Annotated in this window: 21 protein-coding genes; 19 read left to right on the top strand and 2 right to left on the bottom strand. The window is 70.3% G+C overall.

Annotated elements, in window-relative coordinates; translation table 11 throughout:
• Positions 1 to 35 precede the first annotated feature (35 nt).
• The 11 genes from typA (at position 36) to ACGFYH_RS25830 (ending at position 14994) form a co-directional block, all read left to right on the top strand.
• Positions 36 to 1943 carry a translational GTPase TypA gene (gene typA, locus ACGFYH_RS25880; protein ID WP_393805561.1) on the top strand — a complete coding sequence of 636 codons (1908 nt, stop codon included), beginning with the start codon at positions 36 to 38 and terminating at the stop codon, positions 1941 to 1943.
• 908 nt (positions 1944 to 2851) lie between these two features.
• Positions 2852 to 3883 (top strand): ABC transporter permease, encoded by a 1032-nt coding sequence (locus ACGFYH_RS25875; RefSeq protein ID WP_393805560.1) that lies wholly within the window; start codon positions 2852 to 2854, stop codon positions 3881 to 3883.
• Between the two features lie 111 nt (positions 3884 to 3994).
• On the top strand, positions 3995 to 5797 hold the full coding sequence (locus tag ACGFYH_RS25870) for an ABC transporter substrate-binding protein (protein ID WP_393805559.1): 1803 nt from the start codon (positions 3995 to 3997) through the stop codon (positions 5795 to 5797).
• 114 nt (positions 5798 to 5911) lie between these two features.
• Positions 5912 to 6889, top strand: a complete 978-nt coding sequence (locus tag ACGFYH_RS25865; RefSeq protein ID WP_393805558.1) for an ABC transporter permease — start codon at positions 5912 to 5914, stop codon at positions 6887 to 6889.
• Between the two features lie 10 nt (positions 6890 to 6899).
• On the top strand, positions 6900 to 7961 hold the full coding sequence (locus ACGFYH_RS25860) for an ABC transporter ATP-binding protein (RefSeq protein WP_393805557.1): 1062 nt from the start codon (positions 6900 to 6902) through the stop codon (positions 7959 to 7961).
• Between the two features lie 27 nt (positions 7962 to 7988).
• A complete protein-coding gene (locus ACGFYH_RS25855; protein WP_393805556.1) occupies positions 7989 to 9134 on the top strand; it encodes an ABC transporter ATP-binding protein in 1146 nt (381 codons plus the stop codon).
• A gap of 207 nt (positions 9135 to 9341) precedes the next feature.
• Positions 9342 to 10973 carry an ABC transporter substrate-binding protein gene (locus ACGFYH_RS25850; protein WP_393805555.1) on the top strand — a complete coding sequence of 544 codons (1632 nt, stop codon included), beginning with the start codon at positions 9342 to 9344 and terminating at the stop codon, positions 10971 to 10973.
• A gap of 9 nt (positions 10974 to 10982) precedes the next feature.
• Entirely contained in the window at positions 10983 to 11906 is a 924-nt protein-coding gene (locus ACGFYH_RS25845; protein WP_393805554.1) for an ABC transporter permease, read from the top strand.
• On the top strand, positions 11899 to 12879 hold the full coding sequence (locus ACGFYH_RS25840; RefSeq protein ID WP_393805553.1) for an ABC transporter permease: 981 nt from the start codon (positions 11899 to 11901) through the stop codon (positions 12877 to 12879). Before ACGFYH_RS25845 ends, ACGFYH_RS25840 begins: the two co-directional genes overlap by 8 nt.
• An 8-nt stretch (positions 12880 to 12887) precedes the next feature.
• Complete coding sequence (locus ACGFYH_RS25835; protein WP_393805552.1) at positions 12888 to 13871, top strand: ABC transporter ATP-binding protein; 984 nt, start codon at positions 12888 to 12890, stop codon at positions 13869 to 13871.
• Entirely contained in the window at positions 13864 to 14994 is a 1131-nt protein-coding gene (locus tag ACGFYH_RS25830; protein ID WP_393805551.1) for an ABC transporter ATP-binding protein, read from the top strand. The genes ACGFYH_RS25835 and ACGFYH_RS25830 overlap by 8 nt, the downstream gene beginning before the upstream one ends.
• A 156-nt stretch (positions 14995 to 15150) precedes the next feature.
• On the opposite strand, the gene ACGFYH_RS25825 is transcribed toward ACGFYH_RS25830, so the two are convergent.
• Positions 15151 to 17313 (bottom strand): prolyl oligopeptidase family serine peptidase, encoded by a 2163-nt coding sequence (locus tag ACGFYH_RS25825; RefSeq protein WP_393805550.1) that lies wholly within the window; start codon positions 17311 to 17313, stop codon positions 15151 to 15153.
• A 206-nt stretch (positions 17314 to 17519) separates the two neighbouring features.
• Between ACGFYH_RS25825 and ACGFYH_RS25820 the strand changes: the two genes are divergently transcribed.
• Positions 17520 to 17714, top strand: coding sequence for a hypothetical protein (locus tag ACGFYH_RS25820; RefSeq protein ID WP_393805549.1), 195 nt, complete (start codon positions 17520 to 17522; stop codon positions 17712 to 17714).
• On the opposite strand, the gene ACGFYH_RS25815 is transcribed toward ACGFYH_RS25820, so the two are convergent.
• Positions 17704 to 17913, bottom strand: a complete 210-nt coding sequence (locus ACGFYH_RS25815; protein ID WP_393805548.1) for a DUF397 domain-containing protein — start codon at positions 17911 to 17913, stop codon at positions 17704 to 17706. The genes ACGFYH_RS25820 and ACGFYH_RS25815 overlap by 11 nt on opposite strands.
• Before the next feature lie 265 nt (positions 17914 to 18178).
• Here ACGFYH_RS25815 and mshB point away from each other — a divergent pair, with 265 nt between their 5' ends.
• From mshB to ACGFYH_RS25780, 7 genes are all read left to right on the top strand, one after another.
• On the top strand, positions 18179 to 19099 hold the full coding sequence (gene mshB / locus ACGFYH_RS25810) for an N-acetyl-1-D-myo-inositol-2-amino-2-deoxy-alpha-D-glucopyranoside deacetylase (RefSeq protein WP_393805547.1): 921 nt from the start codon (positions 18179 to 18181) through the stop codon (positions 19097 to 19099).
• A complete protein-coding gene (locus ACGFYH_RS25805) occupies positions 19096 to 19518 on the top strand; it encodes a DUF6113 family protein (protein WP_393805546.1) in 423 nt (140 codons plus the stop codon). The genes mshB and ACGFYH_RS25805 overlap by 4 nt, the downstream gene beginning before the upstream one ends.
• A 156-nt stretch (positions 19519 to 19674) precedes the next feature.
• A complete protein-coding gene (locus ACGFYH_RS25800) occupies positions 19675 to 21960 on the top strand; it encodes a hypothetical protein (RefSeq protein WP_393805545.1) in 2286 nt (761 codons plus the stop codon).
• Between the two features lie 169 nt (positions 21961 to 22129).
• Positions 22130 to 23038: an ABC transporter ATP-binding protein gene (locus tag ACGFYH_RS25795; protein ID WP_393805544.1), complete on the top strand. Its 909-nt coding sequence runs from the start codon at positions 22130 to 22132 to the stop codon at positions 23036 to 23038.
• Entirely contained in the window at positions 23035 to 23775 is a 741-nt protein-coding gene (locus ACGFYH_RS25790; RefSeq protein WP_393805543.1) for an ABC transporter permease, read from the top strand. The genes ACGFYH_RS25795 and ACGFYH_RS25790 overlap by 4 nt, the downstream gene beginning before the upstream one ends.
• Entirely contained in the window at positions 23772 to 24938 is a 1167-nt protein-coding gene (locus tag ACGFYH_RS25785) for a sensor histidine kinase (RefSeq protein WP_393805542.1), read from the top strand. The genes ACGFYH_RS25790 and ACGFYH_RS25785 overlap by 4 nt, the downstream gene beginning before the upstream one ends.
• Positions 24935 to 25549 (top strand): response regulator, encoded by a 615-nt coding sequence (locus ACGFYH_RS25780; RefSeq protein WP_393805541.1) that lies wholly within the window; start codon positions 24935 to 24937, stop codon positions 25547 to 25549. The genes ACGFYH_RS25785 and ACGFYH_RS25780 overlap by 4 nt, the downstream gene beginning before the upstream one ends.
• The last annotated feature ends 21 nt before the right edge of the window (positions 25550 to 25570 follow it).

Here is a 25570-nt window from a genome sequence, read left to right as displayed (position 1 = left end):
AGGCCGTCCTCACACCCTCCGGGAGTACGCCTCATATGGCCACGCGCCACGACATCCGCAACGTCGCCATCGTCGCCCACGTCGACCACGGCAAGACCACCATCGTCGACGGAATGCTCAAGCAGGCCGGTGCCTTCGCGGCGCACCAGCTCGACTCCGTCGACGACCGCATGATGGACTCGAACGACCTGGAGCGTGAGAAGGGCATCACGATCCTCGCCAAGAACACCGCGGTGAAGTACCACCCGAAGGACGGCGGGGACCCGATCACGATCAACATCATCGACACCCCCGGCCACGCCGACTTCGGCGGCGAGGTCGAGCGCGGTCTGTCGATGGTCGACGGTGTCGTGCTGCTCGTGGACGCCTCCGAGGGCCCGCTGCCGCAGACCCGCTTCGTGCTGCGCAAGGCACTCAGCCAGCGGCTGCCGATCATCCTCTGCATCAACAAGACGGACCGCCCGGACGCCCGGATCGACGAGGTGGTCAACGAGACGTACGACCTCTTCCTCGACCTGGACGCCGACGAGGAGCAGATCGAGTTCCCGATCGTCTACGCCTGCGGCCGGGACGGCGTCGCCTCCCTCACCAAGCCCGACGACGGCACGGTCCCGTCCGACTCCACCGACCTGCGGCCGTTCTTCTCGACGATCCTGGACTACATCCCGGCTCCGACCTACGACGAGGACGCCCCGCTCCAGGCGCACGTGACCAACCTGGACGCCGACAACTTCCTCGGCCGTATCGCCCTTCTCCGGGTCCACCAGGGCGAGCTGAAGAAGGGCCAGACCGTCGCCTGGATGAAGCGCGACGGGTCCGTGCAGAACGTGCGGATCTCCGAGCTGATGATGACCGAGGCGCTCACCCGCAAGCCCGCCGAGAAGGCCGGCCCCGGTGACATCTGCGCCGTCGCCGGCATCCCGGACATCATGATCGGCGAGACGCTGGCCGACGTGGAGAACCCGGTCCCGCTGCCGCTGATCACGGTGGACGAGCCCGCGATCTCCATGACCATCGGCACCAACACCTCCCCGCTGGTCGGCCGCGGCGCCACCGGCAAGGGCGCGGACAACAAGGCGGCCGTCAAGGACCGCAAGGTCACCGCCCGCCAGGTCAAGGACCGCCTGGACCGCGAGCTGATCGGCAACGTCTCGCTCCGCGTCCTGGACACCGAGCGCCCGGACGCCTGGGAGGTGCAGGGCCGAGGTGAGCTGGCGCTGGCCATCCTGGTCGAGCAGATGCGCCGCGAGGGCTTCGAGCTCACCATCGGCAAGCCGCAGGTCGTCACCAAGGAGGTCGAGGGCAAGACGTACGAGCCCGTCGAGCGCATGACGGTCGACGTGCCCGAGGAGCACATGGGCGCGGTCACGCAGGTCATGGGCGTGCGCAAGGGCCGGATGGACAACATGTCCAACCACGGCTCCGGCTGGGTCCGCATGGAGTTCGTCGTCCCCTCCCGCGGCCTGATCGGATTCCGGACGGAGTTCCTCACCCAGACCCGCGGCACCGGTATCGCCCACTCCATCCACGAGGGTCACGAGCCCTGGTTCGGCACCCTCACGACCCGCAACAACGGCTCGCTGGTCGCCGACCGTTCCGGCGCCGTCACCGCGTTCGCGATGACCAACCTCCAGGAGCGCGGCGTGCTCTTCACGGACCCCGGCACCGAGGTGTACGAGGGCATGATCGTCGGTGAGAACTCCCGCGCCGACGACATGGACGTGAACATCACCAAGGAGAAGAAGCTCACCAACATGCGGTCGGCCGCGGCCGACTCGTTCGAGGCGATCGTCCCGCCGCGCAAGCTCTCGCTGGAGCAGTCCCTGGAGTTCTGCCGCGACGACGAGTGCGTCGAGGTGACCCCGGAGGCGGTGCGGATCCGCAAGGTGAACCTGGACGCCCGCGAGCGCGCCCGCGCCGCCAGCCGCGCCAAGCACGGCTGACCCCACGGCACGAGGGACGGCCCCGGACACCACGGCTGACGTGGTGTCCGGGGCCGTCCGGCATGACGCGGGCGCGGACACGTGGGCACGGGTATAGGGAAAACCCTTGAATTCCCGGTGGGTGGGCGACGGGCGGCCCTGCCCGCACTAGCCTGCGCGGGAGCACCCCGCCCGGAGCGCCGGCCGACAGCCGCGTCCGGGGGCCGACAGGCGCCGCCGACGGACGTACCGGGCGCGAGACAGACCTGCGGTTCAGCTTGCACCGATCAGACGCTCCGCGCAATCAATTTCTGCGACGCAGACGTCCGCTATACGGACAGTCACCACCGGTAGATGTGTAACAAGTCCGTTTCGCAGCGATCTCGCACCAAACCCTTTGTCCGGATTTTGGAAGATCTGGCCCCTATCTGTGATCGAACCGAGACCTCGAACCTGTGGTTCGTTCCCCGGAGGATGGCAGATAGTTAGGCCCGTAGAGCTCGGATGAACGGGTCACGCGCTGACGGGGCGCAGGCTCGCGAGCGTGAGGGCGCCAGACGATCTCATCACCGGCGAATGGCCGGAATGTGTCGTGTGCTCCTCTTTGCGGTGAACTAGCGGATTCATGAGGAGGAACCCATGCGAGGTGCCACAAGCGCCATATGGGTCGCATCGTCCCCGATGGCAGGTGTAGGCCCCGCGGGTGCGTTCAGTGCCGTAACGGTTGATGCGGCAGCGGCCCGGCGTCGCGAACTTCCTTGACGTCGTGTGCCGCCGGTCGGTAGCCCCGACCGCGAGCCAGGGTTCTCCAGGGGCGGTGCCGCCCCTCCGTCGTTGTTCCCCTCGCGCGCTGCGGAAGACGTACGCCGTGCGAAGGCCGTCGGCCGCGTGCACTCCCGACGACCTCCTACCTGTGAAATGGACGAATCATGACGAGTCCAATCGAGATTGAGGGTGCTGAAGCCTCTTCCGTCTTGGACAAAGAGAGCGCGCCGCAGAGCGACGCCCCCAAGCCCAAGGAGCCGGAAGGGCGCAAGCCCGGCCAGTTGATGTGGGCGCGCTTCAAGCGCGACCGGGCCGGCGTGATCTCTGCCTTCATCGTCCTGTTCTTCTTCGTGGTCGCCGCGGCGGCGCCACTGATCTCGAAGGTCTACGGCAAGGACCCGTACACGCTGTACGGGCAGGAGAACCCCGATCTCCTGGACATGTTCACCATGCCCGCCGCACCCTTCGGCGGCATCGACGGCAACTTCTGGTTCGGTATCGAGCCGGGCCTGGGCCGGGACGTCTTCACCCAGCTGCTGTACGGCATGCGCAACTCGATGGCCACCGCGCTGGCGGCGACCCTCATCATGACCGTGCTGGGCGTCCTGATCGGCCTCGCCGGCGGCTACTTCGGCGGCAAGATCGACTACTGGCTCGGCAGGATCACCGACTTCTTCATGGCCCTGCCCAGCCAGCTGTTCTTCGTCGCCGCGATGCCCGTCATCACCACGGTGTTCGTCGCCCCCGACAAGGAGACGCCCACCTATGTGCGCGCCTCCGCGATCATCATCGTGCTGTCCTTCCTGGGCTGGATGAGCATGGCCCGCATCGTCCGGGGCGCCACGATGTCCCTGCGCGACCGGGAGTTCATCGAGGCGGCGCGCATCTCCGGGGCCTCGCCCTGGCGCATCCTGCGCAAGGAGCTGCTGCCCAACATCGTCACCCCGACGCTGGTGCAGGCGACGCTCACGCTGCCGAGCACCATCCTCAGCATCGCGTTCCTGTCCTTCGTGGGCGTGGGATATGTCGAGCCCACGCCGGACTGGGGGCGGATGTTCGCCATCGGCGCCAACATCGTCGAGCAGGACCCGTACTACATGCTCTTCCCCGGAGCGGCCATGGTGATCTTCATGGTGGCCTTCAACCTCCTCGGTGACTCGGTGCGGGACGCCTTCGACCCCAAGGGAAACCGCTGAGACCCCGGGGGAAGCCCCCCACTTCCTCGCCCGGCCGGTCCAATGCCGCTCAGCCGGCCCCGGCCAAGTACCAGCAGTGATCACTACTCACAGGCAGGTGGATTCGTCCCTATGAGCATTCTCCGTAACCGCACCGCCACGGCCGCCATAGTCGCGGTCGCGGCCGGCGCCCTGACCCTTACCGCCTGCGGTGGTGGCGACAGCGACAGCTCCGCCAAGGACAACAGCAAGCAGAAGAAGGACGCCAAGTCGCAGTCGAAGCCGGTCCAGATCGGCGACGCCCAGGCGTCCACCGGCCCGGCCCCCGACGTCGAGGGCGCCCAGTCGGGCGGCATCGCGACCGTCTACCAGGAGGCGGACTTCTCCCACCTGGACCCGGGCCAGATCTACGTCTCGGACGGCAAGCTGCTCAGCCGCCTCATCTTCCGCGGTCTGACCCAGTACGACGAGGACGAGAACGGCAACCTGACCGTCGTGGGCGACCTCGCCACCGACGCGGGCAAGGCGTCCGACGGGGGCAAGACCTGGACCTACACCCTCAAGGACAACCTGAAGGACGCGAACGGCAACCCGATCAACTCGGCGGACATCCGCCACACGGTCGAGCGCCTGTACGCCAACTACATCACCGACGGCCCGACCTACCTCCAGCAGTGGCTGTCCGGTGACGGCACCACCTACCGCGACGCCTACGCGGGCCCGGACAAGGGCAAGCACCTGCCCGACAACGTCCTGGAGACGCCGGACGAGAAGACGATCGTCTTCCACTTCAAGACCGCGCGCCCCGACGTCCCGCAGATGCTGACCATGCCCGGTTACAGCGTCGTCCCGGAGGAGACGGACACCAAGGAGAAGTACGACTCCGCTCCCGTCGCCGTCGGCCCGTACAAGATCGCCGAGTTCAAGCCGGGCAAGTCCATGAAGCTGGTGAAGAACGCCCAGTGGGACCCGAAGTCCGACTCGGTGCGCCACCAGTACGTCGACGGGTTCAACATCTCGATGAACCACGACGACGAGGACCAGACCAAGACCCTCCTCGCCGACCAGGGCGATGCCAAGAACGCGATGATGTTCACGGGTCAGGTCGCCACCACCCAGCTGCAGAAGGTCGTCGGCGACAAGCAGGCGATGCAGAACCGCACGATCCAGGGCTACGCCCCCTACGTGTGGCAGCTCAACTTCAACCTGGACCGCGTCAAGGACAAGAAGCTCCGCGACGCCATCACCCTGGCCCTGCCGTCCAAGGCGGTCTTCCAGGCCGACGGCGGTGCCTACGGCGGTGAGGTCGCCAACTCGCTGATGTCGCCCACGACCCCGGGCTACGACGGCAAGTTCGACCCGTTCAACCGGCTGACGAAGCCGAACGGTGACATCGAGGCCGCCAAGAAGCTGATCAAGGAAGGCGGCTTCGAGGGCAAGAGCCTGGTGTACGCCTACGGCAACACGCCGACCCGGCAGAAGCAGGCCGTCCTGATCACCGACGCGCTGGAAAAGATCGGCCTCGACATCCAGAAGAAGGAGATCGACTCCGCCACCTGGTACGAGCAGGTCGGCAAGGTCAAGAACGGCTACGACCTGTACATGACCGGCTGGGGCCAGGACTGGCCGTCCGCCTCCACGGTCATCCCGCCGGTGTACGACGGCACGCAGATCCAGGACGGCGCGTCGAACTACTCGCACATCAACGACGACCACGTCAACTCGGAGATCAAGCGCATCCAGCAGATCGCCGACACCACCGAGGCCACCAAGGCGTGGGCCGAGCTGAACGAGTACATCTCCAAGGAGATCAACCCGGCCGCCCCGATCTACTACACCAAGGTCTTCCAGATCTTCGGTTCGAACATCGGCGGCATCCGCTACAGCTCGGACTCGAGCTACGTGGACGTGACCCGGATCTTCCTCAAGAAGTAGTCCGTCCGGTCGGGAAACCGGTGGTGGGCGCGCGGCGGAGCGCCCACCACCGGGCCCGGAACCCTCACAGACCTCCCCATCCGACTGCCGCAGTCCTGAGAGCAGCTGTCTGCCATGCTTCAATTCCTCATTCGCCGGTCCTTCGGCGCGGTGCTGATCCTGGTGTTGATCAGTGCCTTCACCTTCTTCATGTTCTTCGCGATCCCGCAGGACCCGGCCCTGCTGGCCTGTGGCAAGAACTGCACTCCGGACGCGCTGGCGATCATTCACCAGAACCTCGGCCTCGACAAACCCGTCCCCGTCCAGTACTGGGACTTCCTGGTGGGCATCTTCGCCGGCCGGGACTTCGCCGTCGGCCACTGCAGCGCGCCCTGCTTCGGCGTCTCCTTCGCCAACAACCAGAACGTCTGGGACACGATCCTCGACCGCTTCCCGCTGACCGTCTCGCTGACCGTCGGCTCCCTGGTGGTCTTCCTCGTCCTCGGTCTCGGCGCCGGCCTGCTGGCCGCGAAGAACCGCGGCACCTGGATCGACAAGGTGTTCAGCTCGGGGTCGCTGGTCGTCAGCTCCCTGCAGATCTACTTCCTGGGCCCGCTCGTGCTGCTGGCGTTCGTCTACAGCACCGGCTGGCTGGAGAAGCCGAAGTACGTGCCGTTCTCCGAGGACCTCGGCGGCTGGTTCATGGGGCTGCTGATCCCCTGGGTGGTCATGGCGACCATCTTCACCGCCAACTACACCCGTATGAGCCGCTCCTCGATGATCGAGCAGTTGCAGGAAGAACATGTGAGGGCGGCCCGCGCCAAGGGCATGTCGGCCAACTACACGTTCTTCCGGTACGCGTGGCGCGGCTCGCTCGTCCCCATCGTCACCATCCTCGGTATGGACCTGTCCGCACTGATGGGCGGCGGCATGGTGACCGAGATGACGTTCGGCCTGGCCGGGGTGGGCCGGCTCGCCCTGGATTCCGTCCGTGACAAGGACCTGCCGATGCTGATGGGCGTCATGCTGGTCAGTGCCGCGCTCATCATTGTCTTCAACCTGATCGTGGACGCCGTGTACGCCGTCATCGACCCGCGCGTGCGCCTGTCCTAGGAGAACCACCGTGACCACTCAGACCAAGCCCGAAGAGGCCCCGGCCGCCGCCGCGGGGGACGCGTTTCTCTCGGTGCGCGACCTCAAGGTCCACTTCTCCACCGAGGGCGGCGTCGTCAAGGCGGTGGACGGACTCTCCTTCGACCTGGAGCGAGGCAAGACCCTCGGCATCGTGGGCGAGTCCGGCTCCGGCAAGTCGGTGACCAACCTGGCCGTCCTCGGCCTGCACGACCGCCGCAGGACCGCGATCGACGGATCGATCACCCTGGACGGCCAGGAGCTGACCGACGCCGGCGAGAAGCAGCTGGAGAAGCTGCGCGGCAAGAAGATGGCGATGATCTTCCAGGACGCGCTGACCGCGCTGTCGCCGTACTACACGGTCGGCCGGCAGATCGCCGAGCCGTTCATGAAGCACAACGGCGCGTCGAAGAAGGACGCCCGGGTGCGCGCCATCGACCTGCTGCAGAAGGTCGGCATCCCGCACCCGAAGCAGCGGGTCGACGACTATCCGCACCAGTTCTCCGGCGGTATGCGGCAGCGCGCGATGATCGCCATGGCGCTCTCGTGCAACCCGGACCTGCTCATCGCCGACGAGCCGACCACCGCGCTCGACGTGACCGTGCAGGCGCAGATCCTCGACCTGCTCAAGGACCTGCAGCAGGAGTTCGGTTCCGCGATCATCATGATCACCCACGACCTGGGCGTGGTCGGCAACATGGCCGACGACATCATGGTCATGTACGCGGGCCGGGCCGTCGAGCGCGGCACGGTGCGCGAGGTGCTCAAGACGCCGCAGCACCCGTACACCTGGGGTCTGCTCAGCTCGATGCCGAACCTCACCTCAGACGTCAACGAGCCGCTGATGCCGATCCCGGGGTCGCCGCCCTCGCTGATGAACCCGCCCTCGGGATGCGCGTTCCACCCGCGGTGCGGCTTCACCGACCTGGTCTCCGGCAGCCGTTGCTCGGGCGAGCGCCCGCTGCTCGGCCAGGGCCGCGCCGCCGCCTGTCACCTGACGGGGGACCAGCGGCAGCAGGTGTTCATCGAAAAGATTCAGCCCCGGCTGGGCTGAGCGGAAACCGGCGACTGGGGCATCACCATGAGCGACAAGAGCAAGACGACCACAGCGGTGGCCGGCACCTTCCCGCAGCAGCGGGACGGCGACGCCACGCCGCTCCTCAAGGTCAGCGGCCTGGCGAAGCACTTCCCGATCAAGGGCGGCTTCCCGATCAAGCGCACCGTCGGCCACGTCAAGGCCGTCGACGGCGTCGACCTGGAGGTCTACCCGGGCGAGAGCCTCGGCCTCGTCGGCGAGTCCGGCTGCGGCAAGTCGACCACCGGCCGGCTGCTGACCCGCCTGTACGAGCCCACCCAGGGCACGATCGAGTACAAGGGCCAGGACATCAGCCGCGCCAGCCGGCGACAGCTGGCGCCGATCAGGTCCGAGATCCAGATGATCTTCCAGGACCCCTACGCGTCGCTGAACCCGCGGCAGACCGTCGGCACGATCATCTCGGGCCCGATGGAGATCAACGGGATCAACCCGCCCGGCGGCCGGGAGAGGCGGGTCCGGGAGCTCCTGGAGATCGTCGGCCTCAACCCGGAGCACTACAACCGTTTCCCGCACGAGTTCTCCGGCGGTCAGCGCCAGCGCATCGGCGTCGCGCGCGCCGTCGCCCTGGAGCCGAAGCTGATCGTCGCCGACGAGCCGGTCTCGGCCCTCGACGTGTCGATCCAGGCCCAGGTGGTGAACCTGCTGCAGGAGGTGCAGCGGGAGATGGGGATCGCGTTCGTCTTCATCGCCCACGACCTGGCGATCGTGCGGCACTTCTCGCAGCGCGTCGCGGTGATGTACCTGGGCAAGATCGTGGAGATCGCGGACCGCGACTCGCTCTACAACCGCCCCCGTCACCCGTACACGCACGCCCTGCTGTCGGCCGTGCCGGAGGCGGACCTCGACGCCGACAAGCGGGAGCGGATCCGGCTCGAGGGCGACGTGCCCTCGCCGATCTCGCCGCCCTCCGGCTGCCGGTTCCGCACCCGGTGCTGGAAGGCGCAGGACAAGTGCGCGACCGAGGAGCCGCCGCTCGTGCGACTCTCCGGCAACCGTGAGGGCCACCTGACGGCCTGCCACTTCCCGGAGGGCCCCACGACGCAGGCCAGGGCCGAGGAGGTCGTCATGGACCTGGGCCTGAAGGCGCTGGAGGACGACGCCGACGGCAGCACGGCGGTCTCCAAGGGCTGAACCGGCACGACGGGCGGCGGCGGGAGGAGGAATCCCGCCGCCGCCCTTCGGCATGCCGGCGGTCTTTTCCCCGCCGCCTCGTCCCCGCACCCGTCCGGAGGACACCCGCAACCCGTATGGACCGGACGGGTGTGCGCCACGGAGTACGCCCCCCGAAGCTGACCGGGAACGGACCAGCGGAAGAGTCAGGGCACGAGGAGGCACTCCATGCGCGGAGCCACGCACGCCAGACGGGCCGCTTGCGCGGCGGCGGTAGCCCTCGCGGCGACGGCCTGCGGAGGCGGGGGCGGGGACAGCGGCGGAGACAGCGGCGCCGTGCTCAGCTCCTCCTGGGGCGACCCCCAGAACCCGCTGGAGCCGGCCAACACCAACGAGGTGCAGGGCGGCAAGGTCCTCGACATGATCTTCCGGGGTCTGAAGAAGTACGACCCCGAGACCGGCGAGGCGAAGAACATGCTCGCCGAGAAGATCGAGACCTCCGACTCGCAGAACTTCACCGTCACCGTCAAGGACGGCTGGACCTTCAGCAACGGTGAGAAGGTCACCGCCCAGTCCTTCGTGGACGCCTGGAACTACGGCGCGAGCCTCAGGAACAACCAGCGCAACGCGTACTTCTTCGCCTACATCGACGGCTACGACAAGGCGCACCCCGAGGACGGGGGCAAGCAGAGCGCCGACACGCTCTCCGGGCTGAAGGCGACCGGCCCCCGCACCTTCACCATCAGGCTCAACCAGAAGTTCTCCAGCTTCCCCGACACCCTCGGCTACGCCGCCTTCGCGCCGCTGCCCAAGGCGTTCTTCGACAACCACGACGCCTGGCTGAAGAAGCCGGTCGGCAACGGCCCGTACCAGGTCGACGACTACACCCGCGGCTCGCGGATGTCCCTGCGCAAGTGGGAGGAGTACCCGGGTGACGACAAGGCCGGGAACGGCGGCGTCGACCTCAAGGTCTACACCGACAACAACACCGCCTACACCGACCTGATCGCGGGCAACCTCGACCTCGTCGACGACGTCCCGGCCGCGCAGCTCAAGAACGTCAGGAACGATCTGGACGACCGGTACATCAACACCCCCGCAGGCATCATCCAGACCCTCGCCTTCCCGTTCTACGACAACGACTGGAACAAGTCCGGTTCCGAAAAGGTCCGCACGGGCCTGTCCATGGCGATCGACCGCAAGCAGATCACCGACACGATCTTCCAGCAGACCCGCACCCCGGCCACCGACTGGACCTCGCCGGTCCTCGGCGAGGAGGGCGGTTACAAGCCTGGCCTGTGCGGTGACGCCTGCGAGTACAACCCCGACCAGGCCAAGAAGCTGATCAAGGAGGGCGGCGGTCTGCCCGGCGGCCAGGTCAAGATCACGTACAACGCCGACACCGGTAGCCACAAGCAGTGGGTCGACGCGGTCTGCAACTCCATCAACAACGCCCTGGACAACGACCGCGCCTGCGCCGGCAACCCGGTCGGCACCTTCGCCGACTTCCGCAACCAGATCACCGACCGGAAGATGAGCGGCCCCTTCCGCGCCGGCTGGCAGATGGACTACCCGCTCATCCAGAACTTCCTCCAGCCGCTCTACTACACCAACGCCTCCTCCAACGACGGCAAGTGGTCCAACCAGAAGTTCGACGACCTGATCGACAAGGCCAACGGCCAGACCGACACCGCCGAGGCCGTCAAGACCTTCCAGCAGGCCGAGGAGGTCGTCCGCGACAACATGGCCGCCATCCCGCTCTGGTACCAGAACGGCAGCGCGGGCTACTCGGACCGGCTCTCCAACGTGAAGCTCAACCCGTTCAGCGTCCCGGTCTACAACGAGATCAAGGTCGGCTGAGGGGGCGCCATGGGACGCTACGTCGTCCGGCGGCTGCTCCAGATGATCCCGGTCTTCATCGGGGCCACGCTGCTGATCTTCCTGATGGTCAACGTGATGGGCGACCCCATCGCGGGCCTGTGCGGCGACCGGGAGTGCGACCCGGCGACCGCCGCCCAGCTGCGGCACGAGTTCGGCCTCGACCAGCCCGTGTGGCAGCAGTACGCCACCTACATGGGCAACGTCTTCACCGGCGACTTCGGCACCGCCTTCAACGGCCAGCCGGTCACCGAGCTGATGGGCACGGCGTTCCCCGTCACCATCCGCCTCACCCTCGTCGCGATCCTCTTCGAGATCGTCGTCGGCATCGTCCTCGGCGTCGTCACCGGTCTGCGCCGCGGCCGGCCCGTCGACACCGGGGTGCTGCTGCTCACCCTGGTCGTCATCTCCGTGCCCACCTTCGTCACCGGCCTGCTGCTCCAGCTGCTGCTCGGCGTCAAGTGGGGCTGGATCGATCCGGCCGTCTCCTCCGAGGCGCTCTTCGGCGAGCTGATCGTCCCCGGCCTGGTCCTCGCCTCCGTCTCACTGGCCTACGTGACCCGCCTCACCCGTACCTCCATCGCGGAGAACCGGCGCTCCGACTACGTCCGTACCGCCATCGCCAAGGGCCTGCCCAGACACCGGGTCATCACCCGGCACCTGCTGCGCAACTCCCTCATCCCCGTCGTCACCTTCATCGGCACCGACATCGGCGCCCTGATGGGCGGCGCCATCGTCACCGAGCGGATCTTCAACATCCACGGTGTCGGCTACCAGCTCTACCAGGGCATCCTGCGCCAGAACACCCAGACCGTGGTCGGTTTCGTCACCGTCCTGGTCCTCGTCTTCCTCGTCGCCAACCTCGTCGTCGACCTCCTGTACGCCGTACTCGACCCGAGGATCCGCTATGCCTGAGCAGGAGCCCTACGAGCCCGAACGCGCCATCGCCGGCACCGGCATGGGCGGCACGATGGACCTCGGCACCAGCGAGGCGGTCACCCTCGAACAGCCACCGGGGCCGGACGGGGCGGACCCGCGGGACAAGCCGCGCAGCCTCTGGTCCGACGCCTGGCACGACCTGCGCCGCAACCCCGTCTTCATCATCTCGGCGCTGGTGATCCTCTTCCTGGTCGTCATCTCCCTGTGGCCGTCCCTGATCGCCTCAGGCAGCCCCCTCAAGTGCGACCTGGCCAAGGCCCAGGAGGGCTCCCAGTCCGGCCACCCCTTCGGCTTCAACGGCCAGGGCTGCGACGTCTACACCCGTACGGTCTACGGTGCCCGCACGTCGGTCGCGGTCGGCATCCTCGCCACGCTCGGCGTCGCCGTCCTCGGCAGCGTCCTCGGCGGCCTCGCCGGGTTCTTCGGCCGCGCCGGGGACGCGGTCCTGTCCCGGATCACCGACATCTTCTTCGCCATCCCCGTCGTGCTCGGCGGGCTGGTCCTGCTCTCCGTCATCACCAGCAACACCGTCTGGCCGGTCATCGGCTTCATCGTGCTGCTCGGCTGGCCGCAGATCTCCCGCATCGCCCGCGGCTCCGTCATCACCGCCAAGCAGAACGACTACGTCCAGGCCGCCCGCGCCCTCGGCGCGTCCAACTCCCGGCTCCTGCTGCGGCACATCGCGCCCAACGCCGTCGCGCCCGTCATCGTCGTGGCGACCATCGCGCTCGGCACCTACATCGCCCTGGAGGCGACCCTGTCCTTCCTCGGCGTCGGGCTGAAACCGCCCAGCGTCTCCTGGGGCATCGACATCTCCGCCGCCGCCCCCTACGTCCGCAACGCCCCGCACGCGCTGCTGTGGCCGTCCGGGGCGCTCGCCATCACGGTCCTCGCGTTCATCATGCTCGGCGACGCGGTGCGCGACGCCCTCGACCCGAAGCTGAGGTGAGCCGCCGCATGCTGCTCGAAGTGCGCGACCTGCACGTGGAGTTCCACACCCGCGACGGCGTCGCCAAGGCCGTCAACGGTGTCAGCTACGGCGTGGACGCGGGCGAGACCCTCGCCGTGCTCGGCGAGTCCGGCTCCGGCAAGTCCGTCACGGCGCAGACCGTCATGGGCATCCTCGACATCCCGCCCGGCCGCATCACCGCGGGGGAGGTCCTCTTCGAGGGCCGGGACCTGCTGAAGCTGAAGGAGGAGGAACGCCGGAAGGTCCGCGGTGCCGAGATGGCGATGATCTTCCAGGACGCGCTGTCCTCGCTGAACCCCGTCCTGACCGTCGGCGACCAGCTCGGCGAGATGTTCACCGTGCACCGCGGCATGTCCCGCAAGGACGCGCGGGCCAAGGCCGTCGAGCTGATGGACCGGGTCCGCATCCCGGCCGCGAAGGAGCGGGTGCGCCAGTACCCGCACCAGTTCTCCGGCGGCATGCGCCAACGCATCATGATCGCGATGGCGATGGCCCTGGAACCCAAGCTGATCATCGCCGACGAGCCGACCACCGCTCTCGACGTCACCGTCCAGGCCCAGGTCATGGACCTGCTCGCGGAGCTGCAGCGCGAGCTGCACATGGGCCTGATCCTCATCACCCACGACCTCGGGGTGGTCGCCGACGTCGCCGACAAGATCGCCGTCATGTACGCGGGCCGGATCGTGGAGACCGCCCCCGTCCACGACATCTACAAGGCCCCGGCCCACCCCTACACCCGCGGCCTGCTGGAGTCGATCCCGCGCCTGGACCAGAAGGGCCACGAGCTCTACGCCATCAAGGGCCTGCCGCCCAACCTCACCCGCATCCCGCCCGGCTGCGCCTTCCACCCCCGCTGCCCGATGGCCCAGGACGTCTGCCGCACCGACGTGCCGCCCCTCTACGACGTCACCGAGTCCGGCGCCGAGCGGGGCAGCGCCTGCCACTTCTGGAGGGAGTGCCTGCATGCCTGAGCCGATCCTCGAGGTGAGGGGACTGGTCAAGCACTACCCGCTGACCTCCGGCATCCTCTTCAAGAAGCAGGTCGGCGCGGTGAAGGCCGTCGACGGCGTGGACTTCGAACTGGCCCGCGGCGAGACACTGGGCATCGTCGGCGAGTCCGGCTGCGGCAAGTCCACGGTCGCCAAGATGCTGGTCAACCTGGAGAGGCCGACGGCGGGCGAGATCCGCTACAAGGGCGAGGACATCACCAGGCTGTCCGGCAGGGCCCTCAAGGCCGTACGCCGCAACATCCAGATGGTCTTCCAGGACCCCTACACCTCCCTCAACCCCCGGATGACCGTCGGCGACATCATCGGCGAGGCCTACGACATCCACCCGGAGGTGGCGCCGAAGGGCGACCGGCGGAGGCGGGTGCAGGACCTGCTGGACGTGGTCGGCCTGAACCCGGAGTACATCAACCGCTACCCCCACCAGTTCTCCGGCGGCCAGCGCCAGCGCATCGGCATCGCGCGCGGCCTGGCGCTGCGCCCGGAGATCATCGTGGCCGACGAGCCGGTCTCGGCCCTCGACGTCTCCGTACAGGCCCAGGTGATCAACCTGATGGCCAGCCTCCAGGACGAGTTCGACCTCTCCTACATCTTCATCGCCCACGACCTGTCGATCGTCCGGCACATCTCCGACCGGGTCGGCGTCATGTACCTGGGCCGCATCGTGGAGACGGGCAGGGACGCGGAGATCTACGACCATCCCACGCACCCCTACACCCAGGCGCTGCTGTCCGCCGTGCCGGTGCCCGACCCGGAGGCCCGGGAGCACCGCGAGCGGATCATCCTGGCGGGTGACGTCCCGTCCCCGACCAACATCCCCTCCGGCTGCCGCTTCCGCACCCGCTGCTGGAAGGCCCGGGAGCGCTGCGCGCTGGAGGTGCCGGCCCTCGCCGTCCCCGCCGAGTTCCGCTCGGTCTCCGGCCCCGCGGCCCACGACTCGGCGTGCCACTTCGCGGAGGAGAAGCAGGTGGTGCCGCCCGAGGAGTCCGAACCGCACGGCCCGCCACCCGGCCCGGCCCGGCCGCCCGAACCGCCCGAACCGCACGGCCCGCACGGTTCGCACCGGGAGGACGGCAAGGGCGGCTGACACGGCAGCGGGCCGGGGCGACATGGCGCACCCCGGCCCGCTCACGGCACCCGCACGGCCGTACGCGGATCAGCGTCGCGCGTCCGTATACCGGCACGGCGTCGCTGAAGTTGCCCGCTTGTTAAGGCCGTTGGCGTACGGGTGACGCGCAGGACGCTACGACGGCGCGGGCAGCGACCGCTTGAGGAAGTCCACCTGGAGCAGTAGCAGGTTCTCGGCGACCGACTCCTGCGGGGTCATGTGCGTGACGCCGGACAGCGGCAGCACCTCGTGCGGGCGGCCGGCCGCCAGCAGGGCCGAGGACAGGCGCAGCGAGTGGGCGACCACCACGTTGTCGTCCGCCAGCCCGTGGATGACCATCATGGGCCGGTGCGGCTCGGCGGCGTCGACCAGCCCGGCGTCGTCGATCACCGAGTTCCGGCGGTAGACGTCGGGCTGCTCGACCGGGTCACCGACGTACCGCTCCTGGTAGTGGGTGTCGTAGAGCCGCAGGTCGGTGACCGGGGCGCCCACGACGGCGGCGTGGAAGACGTCGGGACGGCGCAGCGCGGCCAGGGCGGCCAGGTAGCCGCCGAAGGACCACCCCCGGATGGCGACGCGGTCCAGGTCCAGCGGGAAGTCGGAGGCGAGGGCGTGCAGCGCGTCCACCTGGTCCTGGAGCACGACGGCGGCCACGTCGTCCTTGACGGCCTTCTCCCAGGCGGGGGAGTGCCCCGGAGTGCCCCGCCCGTCGGCGACGACCACCGCGAACCCCTGGTCGGCGAACCACTGCGAGGTGAGGTGGGCGTTGTGCGCGGCCACGACGCGCTGGCCGTGCGGGCCACCGTACGGGTCCAGGAGGACGGGGAGGGGGGTGTCACCGTGGTAGTCCGTTGGCATAAGCACGGCGCACGGGACACGGCGTGCGCCCCCCTGGGTGAGCGTCACGCGCGGGGTCAAACCGGGGTCTTCCGCATACGAGGCGACGGTCGCCACCTCCCCGCAGCCTCCGGCCGTGGGTGCCCCCGCCTCCTTCCGGCCGCCGTCCCGCAGCACCTGCGCCCGCGTCCCCGGCCGGTCGAGCGTCGCGGAGACGAGCACGGTCACACCCCCGGCGCGTACCGCCGAGTGCACGCCGGGCTCTTGCGAGAGGCGTTCGACACCGAGTTCGTTCACCCGGTAGACGTGCACCTCGCCGGTCTCCGCGTCGGCCGCCTCCTCGCCCGCCGACGCGGAAACCAGCACGTCGTCGGCGCCGACGTCCAGCACCGCCCGCAGATGCAACTGGGCACCGGTGAGCAACCGTTCACCGACCGCCAGGACGCGCGCGCCTCCCTCGTCGGCGATCCGCACCAGCTGTCCGGAAGGGCTCCAGCAGGGCACGCCGGGGAAGAGTTCCAGCCAAACTGGATCTTCGTCGGCGTGCACCATCCGGGTCGCGCCGGACTCGGTGTCCACGGCCAGGAACAGCAGGCTGCGCTGGTCGCGCGCCTGTACGAGAAGGAGCGGCGCGCCCGCCGCTGACCAGTGCACTCGCGCCAGATAGGGATACCGCGCGCGGTCCCACAGGACCTCCGTGCGCCCCCCGTCGAGACCGGTCACGAACAGTCGTACGTCCGCGTTGGCGGTGCCCGCCGCCGGGTACGGCACGCGTTGCGGAGCACGTCCGGGCTGCGCCGGGTCGGAGATCCACCAGCGCTGCACCGGCGTGTCGTCCACGCGGGCCACCAGCAGCCGGTCCGAGTCCGGGCTCCACCAGAAGCCCCGGGTGCGCGACATCTCCTCGGCCGCGATGAACTCGGCGAGCCCGTAGGAGACGCCCTCGCCGTCCGCCTCGGCCAGCGCCCTGTCCCCGTCCCCCTCGGCGCCGACGACCCGCAGTGCGCCCTGGGCGACGTAGGCGATGTGCCGGCCGTCGGGGGAGGGGCGCGGGTCGATCACCGGACCCGGGGTGGGCAGTTCACGCGCGGTGCCGGCCCGCAGCTCGGCCGCGAAAAGCCGCCCAGACAACGCGAAGGAGGCCAGCTCGACCGCCGAGTCGGTGGCATAGCCGACGATCCCGGAGCCGCCCTCGCGGCTGCGCTCACGCCGGGCCCGCTCCTCGGGCGACAGGCGCTCCCGGGCGCCGCCCAGAAGGGCCCGCGGGTCGGCGGCGACGCGCTCCGCGCCCTTCTCGACGTCGAGGATCCACAGTGAATTGGCCCGGTCAGTGCCGGTACCGGAGCGCAGGAAGGCGACCCGTGAACCATCGGGTGCCACGGTGAACGAACGCGGCGCGCCGAGCGTGAACCGCTGGGTGCGGGCGTGCCGTTTGGGAAAGGAGTCGGACTCGGTCGTCATGCCTTGACCATATTGGCCATGCGCCCCCTTGTGCGGCCGTGCGCCGAGAGATGCGCGCGCACGGATAGTTATGATCACTAGCGCATAGTGGGTATCAACCAGGTGCCCGCTGCGTGGATTTATCTGCTCCTGCGTACTGAAGCGTTCCGACAGTCCGACCGCGTCCGACCTTCCCCTGTCCCTGGGTTCTTTGGAGGTGAGCCGCCGTGGCACTCTCGATTTCGGCGGTTGTGCTGCTGGCGATCATCGTCTTCCTGCTGGTCAAGAAGTCAGGATTGAAGGCGGGGCACGCGGTGGTGTGCATGCTCCTCGGCTTCTACCTGGCCTCCTCGACCGTCGCGCCCACGATCAGTGAGGTGACGACGAACATCGCGGGGATGATCGGGAGCATCAACTTCTGACGGCGCCGGCCACGAAGCAGCCCCAGGCCTCCGGCGCCGGCGCGAGCCGGGGGCCGGAGGCGGCGCACTGGGAGTCGCGGACGTGGACGGTGCCGGGGCTCGAGGGCGACCTCCAGCACGAGTCGCCCTCGCTGCTGCTGTAGCTGCTCTTGAACCGCGCCAGGACGGAGGTTTCCCGGGACGCGGGCTTGCGGCTCATGTCTCCCCGGGCAGTTGCTCGTTGGACGAGGCGGGCTCACGTGGTGTGAGGGCCTGCGCCCGGACGATGCCCTACCGGAGTTCCAGATACGCAGCTGCCTGGGCTCGGAAACCGGTCGCGCACCTCCGTGGTCCCGCCTCGCACGGCCGTGCCCTACCCCGGAGCGACGCCGTCGACGGTGCCGACGGCACTGGACAAGCGCTGGACGGTTCCGTACTGCCCGGGCGGGCGTGAGGACGGGGGCCGGGCCTCATAGGGTGGCCCCATGACGGAACTCCCCGCCCGGCGTCTGCTGCTGGTGCACGCGCACCCGGACGACGAGTCGATCAACAACGGCGTCACCATGGCCCGGTACGCGGCCGAGGGTGCCCACGTGACGCTGGTGACCTGCACCCTCGGCGAGCGTGGCGAGGTCATCCCGCCGGAGCTCGCACACCTGTCCGGAGCCGCTCTGGGCGGGCACCGCAGGGGTGAGCTGACGGCCGCGATGCGCGCCCTCGGCGTCGACGACTTCCGGCTGCTGGGCGGGCCGGGACGGTTCGCCGACTCCGGGATGATGGGGCTGCCGGACAACGACGACCCCGGCTGTCTCTGGCAGGCGGACGTCGACCGGGCCGCCGAGCTGCTCGTCGAGGTGATCCGCGAGCTGCGTCCCCAGGTGCTCGTCACCTACGACCCGAACGGCGGCTACGGCCACCCCGACCACATCCAGGCCCACCGCATCGCCATGCGGGCGGTGGAGCTGGCGGCCGAGGCCGGGTGCCCGATCGCCAAGGTCTACTGGAACCGCGTGCCGCGCTCCCACGCCGAGGACGCCTTCGCCCGGCTCGGGGCCGACCTGCCCGGTCTGCCCTTCGAGAAGGCGGCCGGCGTCGAGGACGTACCGGGCGTCGTCGACGACGAGCGGATCACCACCGAGATCCACGGCGAGGGCACCGCGCACGCCGCCGCCAAGGCCGCCGCCATGCGCGCGCACGCGACGCAGATCACGGTCGCCGAACCGTACTTCGTCCTCTCCAACGACCTGGCCCAGCCGATCCTCACCACCGAGTACTACGAGCTGGTGCGCGGCGAACGTGGCGGGGACGGGCGCGAGAGCGACCTGTTCGCCGGGATCACCGGAACCGCCGGGATCACCGGAACCGCCGGAACCGCCGGGACCTCCGTTACCGGGGCGGCGTCGTGAGCGGCCGCGAGGAGCCGGCGAGCTCCGCGCTCGCCCAGCCGCTGCGTCCGCCCTCGGCGGGCCGGGCCGTCCTGTACGTGGGGCTCTTCGCGCTCGGCGCCGTCCTCGGGGCGGCGGGCGCGCTGGTGCAGCCGGCCTGGTTCCCGGGCGGGCTGCTGCTCGCGCTGGCCGCCGAGGCCGGGTTGTGCGTCGGTGCGGGCCGGGCCACGGGGCGCCGGGGAGGGGCCGTCGCGCCCGCCCTCGGCTGGGCGCTCGCCGTGGTGCTGCTCACCACGAGCCGTCCGGAGGGCGACTTCCTCTTCGCCGCAGGGGCTGGTTCCTATCTCTTCCTGATCGGCGGTATCGCCATCGCTGTGATCTGCGCCACCCTCGCGCCGGTGCGGCAACCGGACGGCGGCTCCGCCCGACTTCGCAAGTGACGTACCACTTCGCCGTGCCGCGGGCGTGCGAGTCCGGTGTGGGTTTCCCCGGCGGTCACGGGATACGCGCGAGAAGTGGCCAGTATGGTGGTGCGCGCCGCCGAGCCGCCCGCATGCTGGTGTGCCGGGCGGCGGAGCCAACCGGGAGAACCTGCCTTGAGTCGTGAAACTGACAGTCCGTCCTCCGGGCCCCACGGGCGCGGCGGAGCCGCGTACCCGTCGGGCACCCCGCCCTACGGGACACCCGCGGCTTCCGACGCCGGTGCGGACGCGGGCCGTTCGGCCGCGCGGCCGGAGGAGCGCAAGACCGAGACGACGCTGACGACCCGGATCCGGATCAACATCCCCGGGTCGCGGCCCATTCCGCCGGTCGTCGTGCGCAAGCCCGTCGCGGACACCGAGGGCGCCGCGCGTGAGACGGGGACGACGGCCGAGCGGCCCGCGCCCGCGCCCAGCGCCGCCGCGCCCACGGGCGTCCCCGAGGCTCCCGCCGAACCCGCTCAGCCCGCCGACGGGAAGCCGACCAGCGACTGGTTCGCGCCCCGCAAGTCCGGTCCAGGCAAGGGCACTCAGGGCGGCGGTTCCACCAACGGCGCCGGTCTGCCCGGCGGTCCGGCGGCGGCCGCCGGTGGCCCGGGCGCCCCCCGCACACCGGGCGCGGGTCCCTCAGGTACCGGTGCCGGTGCGCGACCGGGCGGCGGGAGCGGCCGTCCCGGTGGTGTCGTCGGCTCCATGAACGCACCCGGCGGCTCCCGGCCCGGGGCCGCGGACGGCGCGGGCCGCTCCGGCGCGACCGGCGGGCCCGTGGCACCCGGCCACGGCGGCGGCACCGGGTCCTTCGACGTGACCGAGGCGCTGACGGCCGGTCCCCTGGGCGGCAACGGCATCCGGCCGGACAGCGGCGCCGGCACCGAGCCGATCCGCGACGACCTGCCGTACTTCGCGGGAGAGGGCCGGGCCGACCGGGGCACCGGTGCCCCTCGGAACCCGCAGGGCGGCCCGAACGGCCAGTCCCCGTACGGCGGGGGCCCCCAGGGCCCCGCCGGCCCGACGAGCGGCCCGGCCACCGGCGACAGCCGGCTGACGCCGCCGCCGGCCGGCGATCGCGGCGATCTCGGCGGACTCACGACGTCCGGTGGCCCCGGGGCCCCGGGCGGGCAGCGCGGGCCCGCACCGAACGGCCTGCGCGGCCCGGGCGGCCCCGGCAGGCCGGAGGGCCCCGGTTCCGCAGCGGGCCCCGACGCCGCCCGCCCCGGCCCCGGCGGCGGGCTCAGCGACGACACCGCGATCCTCACCCCGCAGCGCCCGGTCTCCCCCGGCCGCGGCAACCCGGACAACGTCTCCGGCAACACCGTCACCAGCGGCATCCCCGTCGTACCGAGCGAGCGCAACGCGCCGTTCCCGGGGGCGTCCGGCGACGGACCGCTGCCGCACACGCCGCCCAGGCTGCCCGAGCCGGTCTCCACGCCCCCGGCTGGCTCCGCCGAACCCGCCAGGAAGAAGGGGCGCAGGAAGCTCCCGCTGCTCGTCGGCGGCCTGGTCGTCGTCGCCGGTGTCACCTACGGCGCCGGCCTGCTCATGAACCGCTCCGACGTGCCCAAGGGCACCACCGTGCTCGGCGTCGACATCGGGGGCGGCACGCGTGACGACGCCGTCGAGAAGCTGGACGACGCCCTCGGCGCCCGCGCGGCCAAGCCGCTCAAGCTCACGGTGGGCGGTGACACCGTGTCCCTGAAGCCGGACCAGGCGGGGCTCCAGCTCGACACACAGGCCACCGCCAGCGCCGCGGCGACGAGCGACTACAACCCGATGTCCGTCATCGGCTCGCTCTTCGGCCGGAAGCGGGTCGTCGACCCGGTCATGCCCGTCGACGAGGAGAAGCTGCACGCCGCCCTGGGGAACGCCGCCGGCGGGGCCGGGTCGGTGACCGAGGGCACCATCGAGTTCGAGTCCGGCAGGGCCGTCCCCGTGTACGGGAGGCCCGGCAAGGGCATCGACGTGGCCAAGTCGACCGAGGCCGTGCAGGCCGCGTACCGCGCGCAGGTCGAGACGGGCGCCCCCACCTCGGTGAACGTGCCGACGACCACGCGGCAGCCCACGGTCTCCAAGGCCGAGGTCGACCGGATGCTCAAGGAGTTCGCCGAGCCGGCGATGTCGGCCAAGGTGACCGTGCAGACCGACGCCGCGCACTCCGTTCCGATGAGCCCGGAGAAGTCGCTGTGGAAGTTCCTCAGGGTCACGGCCGTGGACGGCAGGCTCGTCGACAAGCCCGACCTCAACGCCCTCAAGGAGCTGTACGGCGGGACGTTCGACGGCGTCCGCATCACCCGGGCAAACGGCGAGAAGACGCCCGTCACACCCCAGGACGTCTACGGCGCCCTGCGCCAGGCCCTGAAGAGCAAGACCGATCGGGTGGCGGTCATCGAGACCGACCCCAGCTGACGTCGCACCACGAGGGGGGCGCCCGGCACTCGCCGGACGCCCCGCTCGTCGTACGACGGCCGTACGACGGCCGTACGACGGCCGAATGACGGCCGAATGACATCCGTCATCCGGCACTCGGGACCGCCGGCACTGCCGGGTGCGTGCCCGTCGCGGCCACGATGGTGCCATGACGAGGACAGCGGTGGTCGGGTTCGACCAGGTGACCAAGAGCTACGGCGACGTCCGGGCCGTCGACGGGCTGACTCTCGCCCTGCGCCCCGGGGAGACCGTGGCCCTGCTGGGCCCGAACGGGGCGGGCAAGTCGACCACGCTCGACCTCCTGCTCGGCCTGAGGCGCCCCGACGGCGGCACCGTTCAGGTCTTCGGCACCGCACCGCGCGAGGCGATCGTCGCCGGACGGGTGGGCGCCATGCTGCAGAGCGGCGGCCTGATGGACGAGGTCACGGTCGCCGAACTCGTCCGGCTGGCCTGCGCGCTGCACCCCAGGGCCTACCCGGCCGCCGACGTGCTGGCCCGCGCCGGACTCACGACGATCGCCGACCGCAGGGTCGACAAGCTCTCCGGCGGCCAAGCCCAGCGGGTCCGCTTCGCCCTCGCCACCGCCGGCGACAGTGACCTGATCGTCCTGGACGAACCCACCACCGGCATGGACGTCACCGCCCGCCGGGCCTTCTGGGCCACCCTGCGCGAACAGGCCGAGAAGGGCCGCACCGTGCTGTTCGCCACGCACTACCTGGAGGAGGCCGACGCCATCGCCGACCGGGTGCTCGTCCTGCACCGGGGCCGGCTGCTGGCCGACGGCACCGCCGCCGAGATCAAGGCCAGGGCCGGAGCCCGCCGGATATCCTTCGACCTGGCCGACCCCGCCGACGAGCCGTCCCTGCGCGCCCTGCCCCACCTGACCTCCCTCGATGTGTCCGGCCGGACCGTGCGCATCCAGAGCGCCGACGCCGACGCCACCGTGCACGCCGTGTACGGGCTCGGCCTCTACCCCCGCAACCTCGAAGTCGCCGGCCTCGGACTCGAGCAGGCCTTCGTCGCCCTCACCGCCGCCGAGGAGGCCAAGCAGCCGTGAACAGCCTGATCGGACTCGAACTCACCCGCGCCCTGCGCAACCGCAAGTTCCTCTTCTTCTCGGTGATCTACCCCTCGGCCCTGTTCCTGCTGATCGCGGGCAGCGCCGACGGCACCGGCGAGGTCGACGGCACCGGGCTGACCCTGCCCACCTTCTTCATGGTCTCCATGGCCTCCTTCGGCGCCCTGACCGCCGTACTCATGGGCAACAGCGAACGCATCGCCAAGGAGCGCGAGAGCGGCTGGGTGCGGCAGCTGCGGCTGACCGCCCTGCCGGGCCGCGGCTACGTCCTCGCCAAGACCGCGAGCGCCGCCGTCGTCAGCCTGCCCTCCATCGTCGTCGTCTTCGTCGTCGCCGCGGCCGTGAAGGACGTACGCCTGGACGCCTGGCAGTGGTTCGCCCTCACCGGCGTGATCTGGGCCGGCAGTCTGGTCTTCGCCGCGCTCGGCGTCGCCATCGGCTATCTGGCGACCGGGGACGCGGTCCGCCCGATCACGATGATCGTCTACTTCGGCCTCTCCATGCTCGGCGGCCTGTGGATGCCCACCACCACCTTCCCGCGGTGGCTGAGGGACATCGCCGAGTGGCTGCCCACCCACGCGTACGCTGGCCTGGGGCAGTCGATCGAACAGAGTCACGCCCCGCACGCCCAGGACCTCGCCGTCCTCGCCGTCTACTTCGTGCTCTTCGCGGGCGGCGCGGCCTGGCTGTACCGGAAGGACACGCTGAAGGCGTGAGCGGCGTCGGCATCGGGCAGCGCCCGGAGAATCGCAGGCAGAAGACCGTCAAGGTCATGTGGACCGCCATCTGGCTGGCCTACCTGGGCGCCCCCGTCAGCGACCTGCTGCACGGCGGTCACCCGGCGGGGGTCCAGGTCCTCGGCTGGCTCGGCCTCGTCGTCTTCGTGGTCTGGTACATGCTGCTGCTCTTCCGCACCGGGCGCGGCGACCGGATCAACGTCGTCCTCGGCTCCCTCGCCGTCCTCGCGGCCCAGTCCACCATCCTCGCCCTCACCCTGGGCCGCGAGTGGCTGGTCCTCTTCGTGTACGTCTCGATCGCCTCCGGTGCCGCCCTGCCGCCGCGCCTGGCCCGCTGGACGATCCCGGGCGCCTCGGCACTGCTGACGGCACTCGCGTTCGCGGTGCCCGGCGGGACCTCCTTCATCGCCGGCCTGCTGCTCCCGGCGCTGCTTGGCGGCTTCGCCATGACCGGCGTGCGGGAGCTGATCCGCACCACCATCGCACTGCGCGAGGCCCGCGCCACGGTCGCCCAGCTCGCCGCCAACGAGGAGCGGCTGCGCCTCGCCCGCGACCTGCACGACCTGCTCGGCCACTCGCTCTCCCTGATCACCCTGAAGAGCGAGCTGGCCGGCCGCATGCTCCCCGCCCACCCCGACAAGGCCGCCCAGCAGGTCGCCGACATCGAACAGGTCAGCCGTCAGGCCCTCGTCGACGTCCGGGAGGCCGTCACCGGCTACCGCCGGCCTCGCTTCGCCGCCGAACTCGCGGGTGCCAAGGTCGCGTTGACGGCGGCGGGGGTGGTCGCCGAGCTGCCCGACGAACCGGACCTGGCCGGTCTCCCCGAGGAATCCGAGGCGGCCCTCGCCTGGGCGTTGCGCGAGGCGGTCACCAACGTCGTACGGCACAGCGGCGCCCGGCGGTGCGTGGTGGAGCTGCTCGGCCGCCAGACGCTGGACGGGGCGGTGCTGGAACTGTCCGTGGAGGACAACGGCTCCGGCGGCCCCGCCCCCTCGAACGCCCCCGGCAACGGCCTCACCGGTCTCGCCGAGCGCCTGGAGAAGGTGGGCGGCGCCCTGGAGACGGGACGGTTCCGCGGGGGATTCCGGCTGGTCGCCCGCGTCCCCGCCGGTCTCGCGGCCGACGTAGGATCCGGGGCATGAGCCGCACGATCAAGGTACTCCTGGCGGAGGACCAGGCGATGGTCCGCGAGGCACTGGCCGCCCTGCTCGGCCTGGAGGAGGACATCGAGGTCGTCGCCCAGGTGGCCCGCGGCGACGAGGTGCTGGGCGCCGCCCGTACCCACGGCGTGGACGTGGCCCTGCTGGACATCGAGATGCCCGGCGCGACCGGGATCGAGGCGGCGGCCCTGCTCCACCGGGAACTCCCGGCCGTGAAACTGATCGTCCTCACCACCTTCGGCCGCCCCGGCCACCTGCGCAGCGCCATGGAGTCCGGCGCCGACGCCTTCCTGGTCAAGGACGCCCCGGCCGCCCAACTCGCCGAAGCGGTACGCAAGGTGCTGGCGGGGGAGCGGGTCATCGATCCGACGCTGGCGGCGGCGGCCCTCGCCGAGGGCGCCAACCCCCTCACCGACCGTGAACGCGAGCTCCTCCGCGCCGCGGCCGACGGCTCCACCAACGCCGAACTCGCCACGGCCCTCCACCTCTCCCAGGGCACCGTCCGCAACTACCTGTCCACGGCCATCCAGAAACTGGCGGTCAGGAACAGGGCGGAAGCGGTCCGGATCGCGAGAGAGAAGGGCTGGCTGTAGACGCACGCCCCGCCCGGCCGC

It is taken from the genome of Streptomyces sp. NPDC048392 (assembly GCF_043200575.1).
Lineage (GTDB): Bacteria > Actinomycetota > Actinomycetes > Streptomycetales > Streptomycetaceae > Streptomyces.
The sequence above is the reverse complement of the archived record's forward strand: the minus strand, read 5'-3'. Positions and strand labels throughout refer to the sequence as shown.

What these genes read in the sequence shown, in the direction of transcription:
- ACGFYH_RS25875 (WP_393805560.1), top strand. Translation starts at nt 2,852, where the DNA reads ATGACGAGTCCAATCGAGATTGAGGGTGCTGAAGCCTCTTCCGTCTTG.
- ACGFYH_RS25845 (WP_393805554.1), top strand. Translation starts at nt 10,983, where the DNA reads ATGGGACGCTACGTCGTCCGGCGGCTGCTCCAGATGATCCCGGTCTTC.
- ACGFYH_RS25840 (WP_393805553.1), top strand. Translation starts at nt 11,899, where the DNA reads ATGCCTGAGCAGGAGCCCTACGAGCCCGAACGCGCCATCGCCGGCACC.
- typA (WP_393805561.1), top strand. Translation starts at nt 36, where the DNA reads ATGGCCACGCGCCACGACATCCGCAACGTCGCCATCGTCGCCCACGTC.
- ACGFYH_RS25795 (WP_393805544.1), top strand. Translation starts at nt 22,130, where the DNA reads ATGACGAGGACAGCGGTGGTCGGGTTCGACCAGGTGACCAAGAGCTAC.
- ACGFYH_RS25835 (WP_393805552.1), top strand. Translation starts at nt 12,888, where the DNA reads ATGCTGCTCGAAGTGCGCGACCTGCACGTGGAGTTCCACACCCGCGAC.
- ACGFYH_RS25830 (WP_393805551.1), top strand. Translation starts at nt 13,864, where the DNA reads ATGCCTGAGCCGATCCTCGAGGTGAGGGGACTGGTCAAGCACTACCCG.
- ACGFYH_RS25865 (WP_393805558.1), top strand. Translation starts at nt 5,912, where the DNA reads ATGCTTCAATTCCTCATTCGCCGGTCCTTCGGCGCGGTGCTGATCCTG.
- ACGFYH_RS25855 (WP_393805556.1), top strand. Translation starts at nt 7,989, where the DNA reads ATGAGCGACAAGAGCAAGACGACCACAGCGGTGGCCGGCACCTTCCCG.
- ACGFYH_RS25780 (WP_393805541.1), top strand. Translation starts at nt 24,935, where the DNA reads ATGAGCCGCACGATCAAGGTACTCCTGGCGGAGGACCAGGCGATGGTC.
- ACGFYH_RS25825 (WP_393805550.1), bottom strand. Translation starts at nt 17,313, where the DNA reads ATGACGACCGAGTCCGACTCCTTTCCCAAACGGCACGCCCGCACCCAG.
- ACGFYH_RS25815 (WP_393805548.1), bottom strand. Translation starts at nt 17,913, where the DNA reads ATGAGCCGCAAGCCCGCGTCCCGGGAAACCTCCGTCCTGGCGCGGTTC.
- mshB (WP_393805547.1), top strand. Translation starts at nt 18,179, where the DNA reads ATGACGGAACTCCCCGCCCGGCGTCTGCTGCTGGTGCACGCGCACCCG.
- ACGFYH_RS25850 (WP_393805555.1), top strand. Translation starts at nt 9,342, where the DNA reads ATGCGCGGAGCCACGCACGCCAGACGGGCCGCTTGCGCGGCGGCGGTA.
- ACGFYH_RS25870 (WP_393805559.1), top strand. Translation starts at nt 3,995, where the DNA reads ATGAGCATTCTCCGTAACCGCACCGCCACGGCCGCCATAGTCGCGGTC.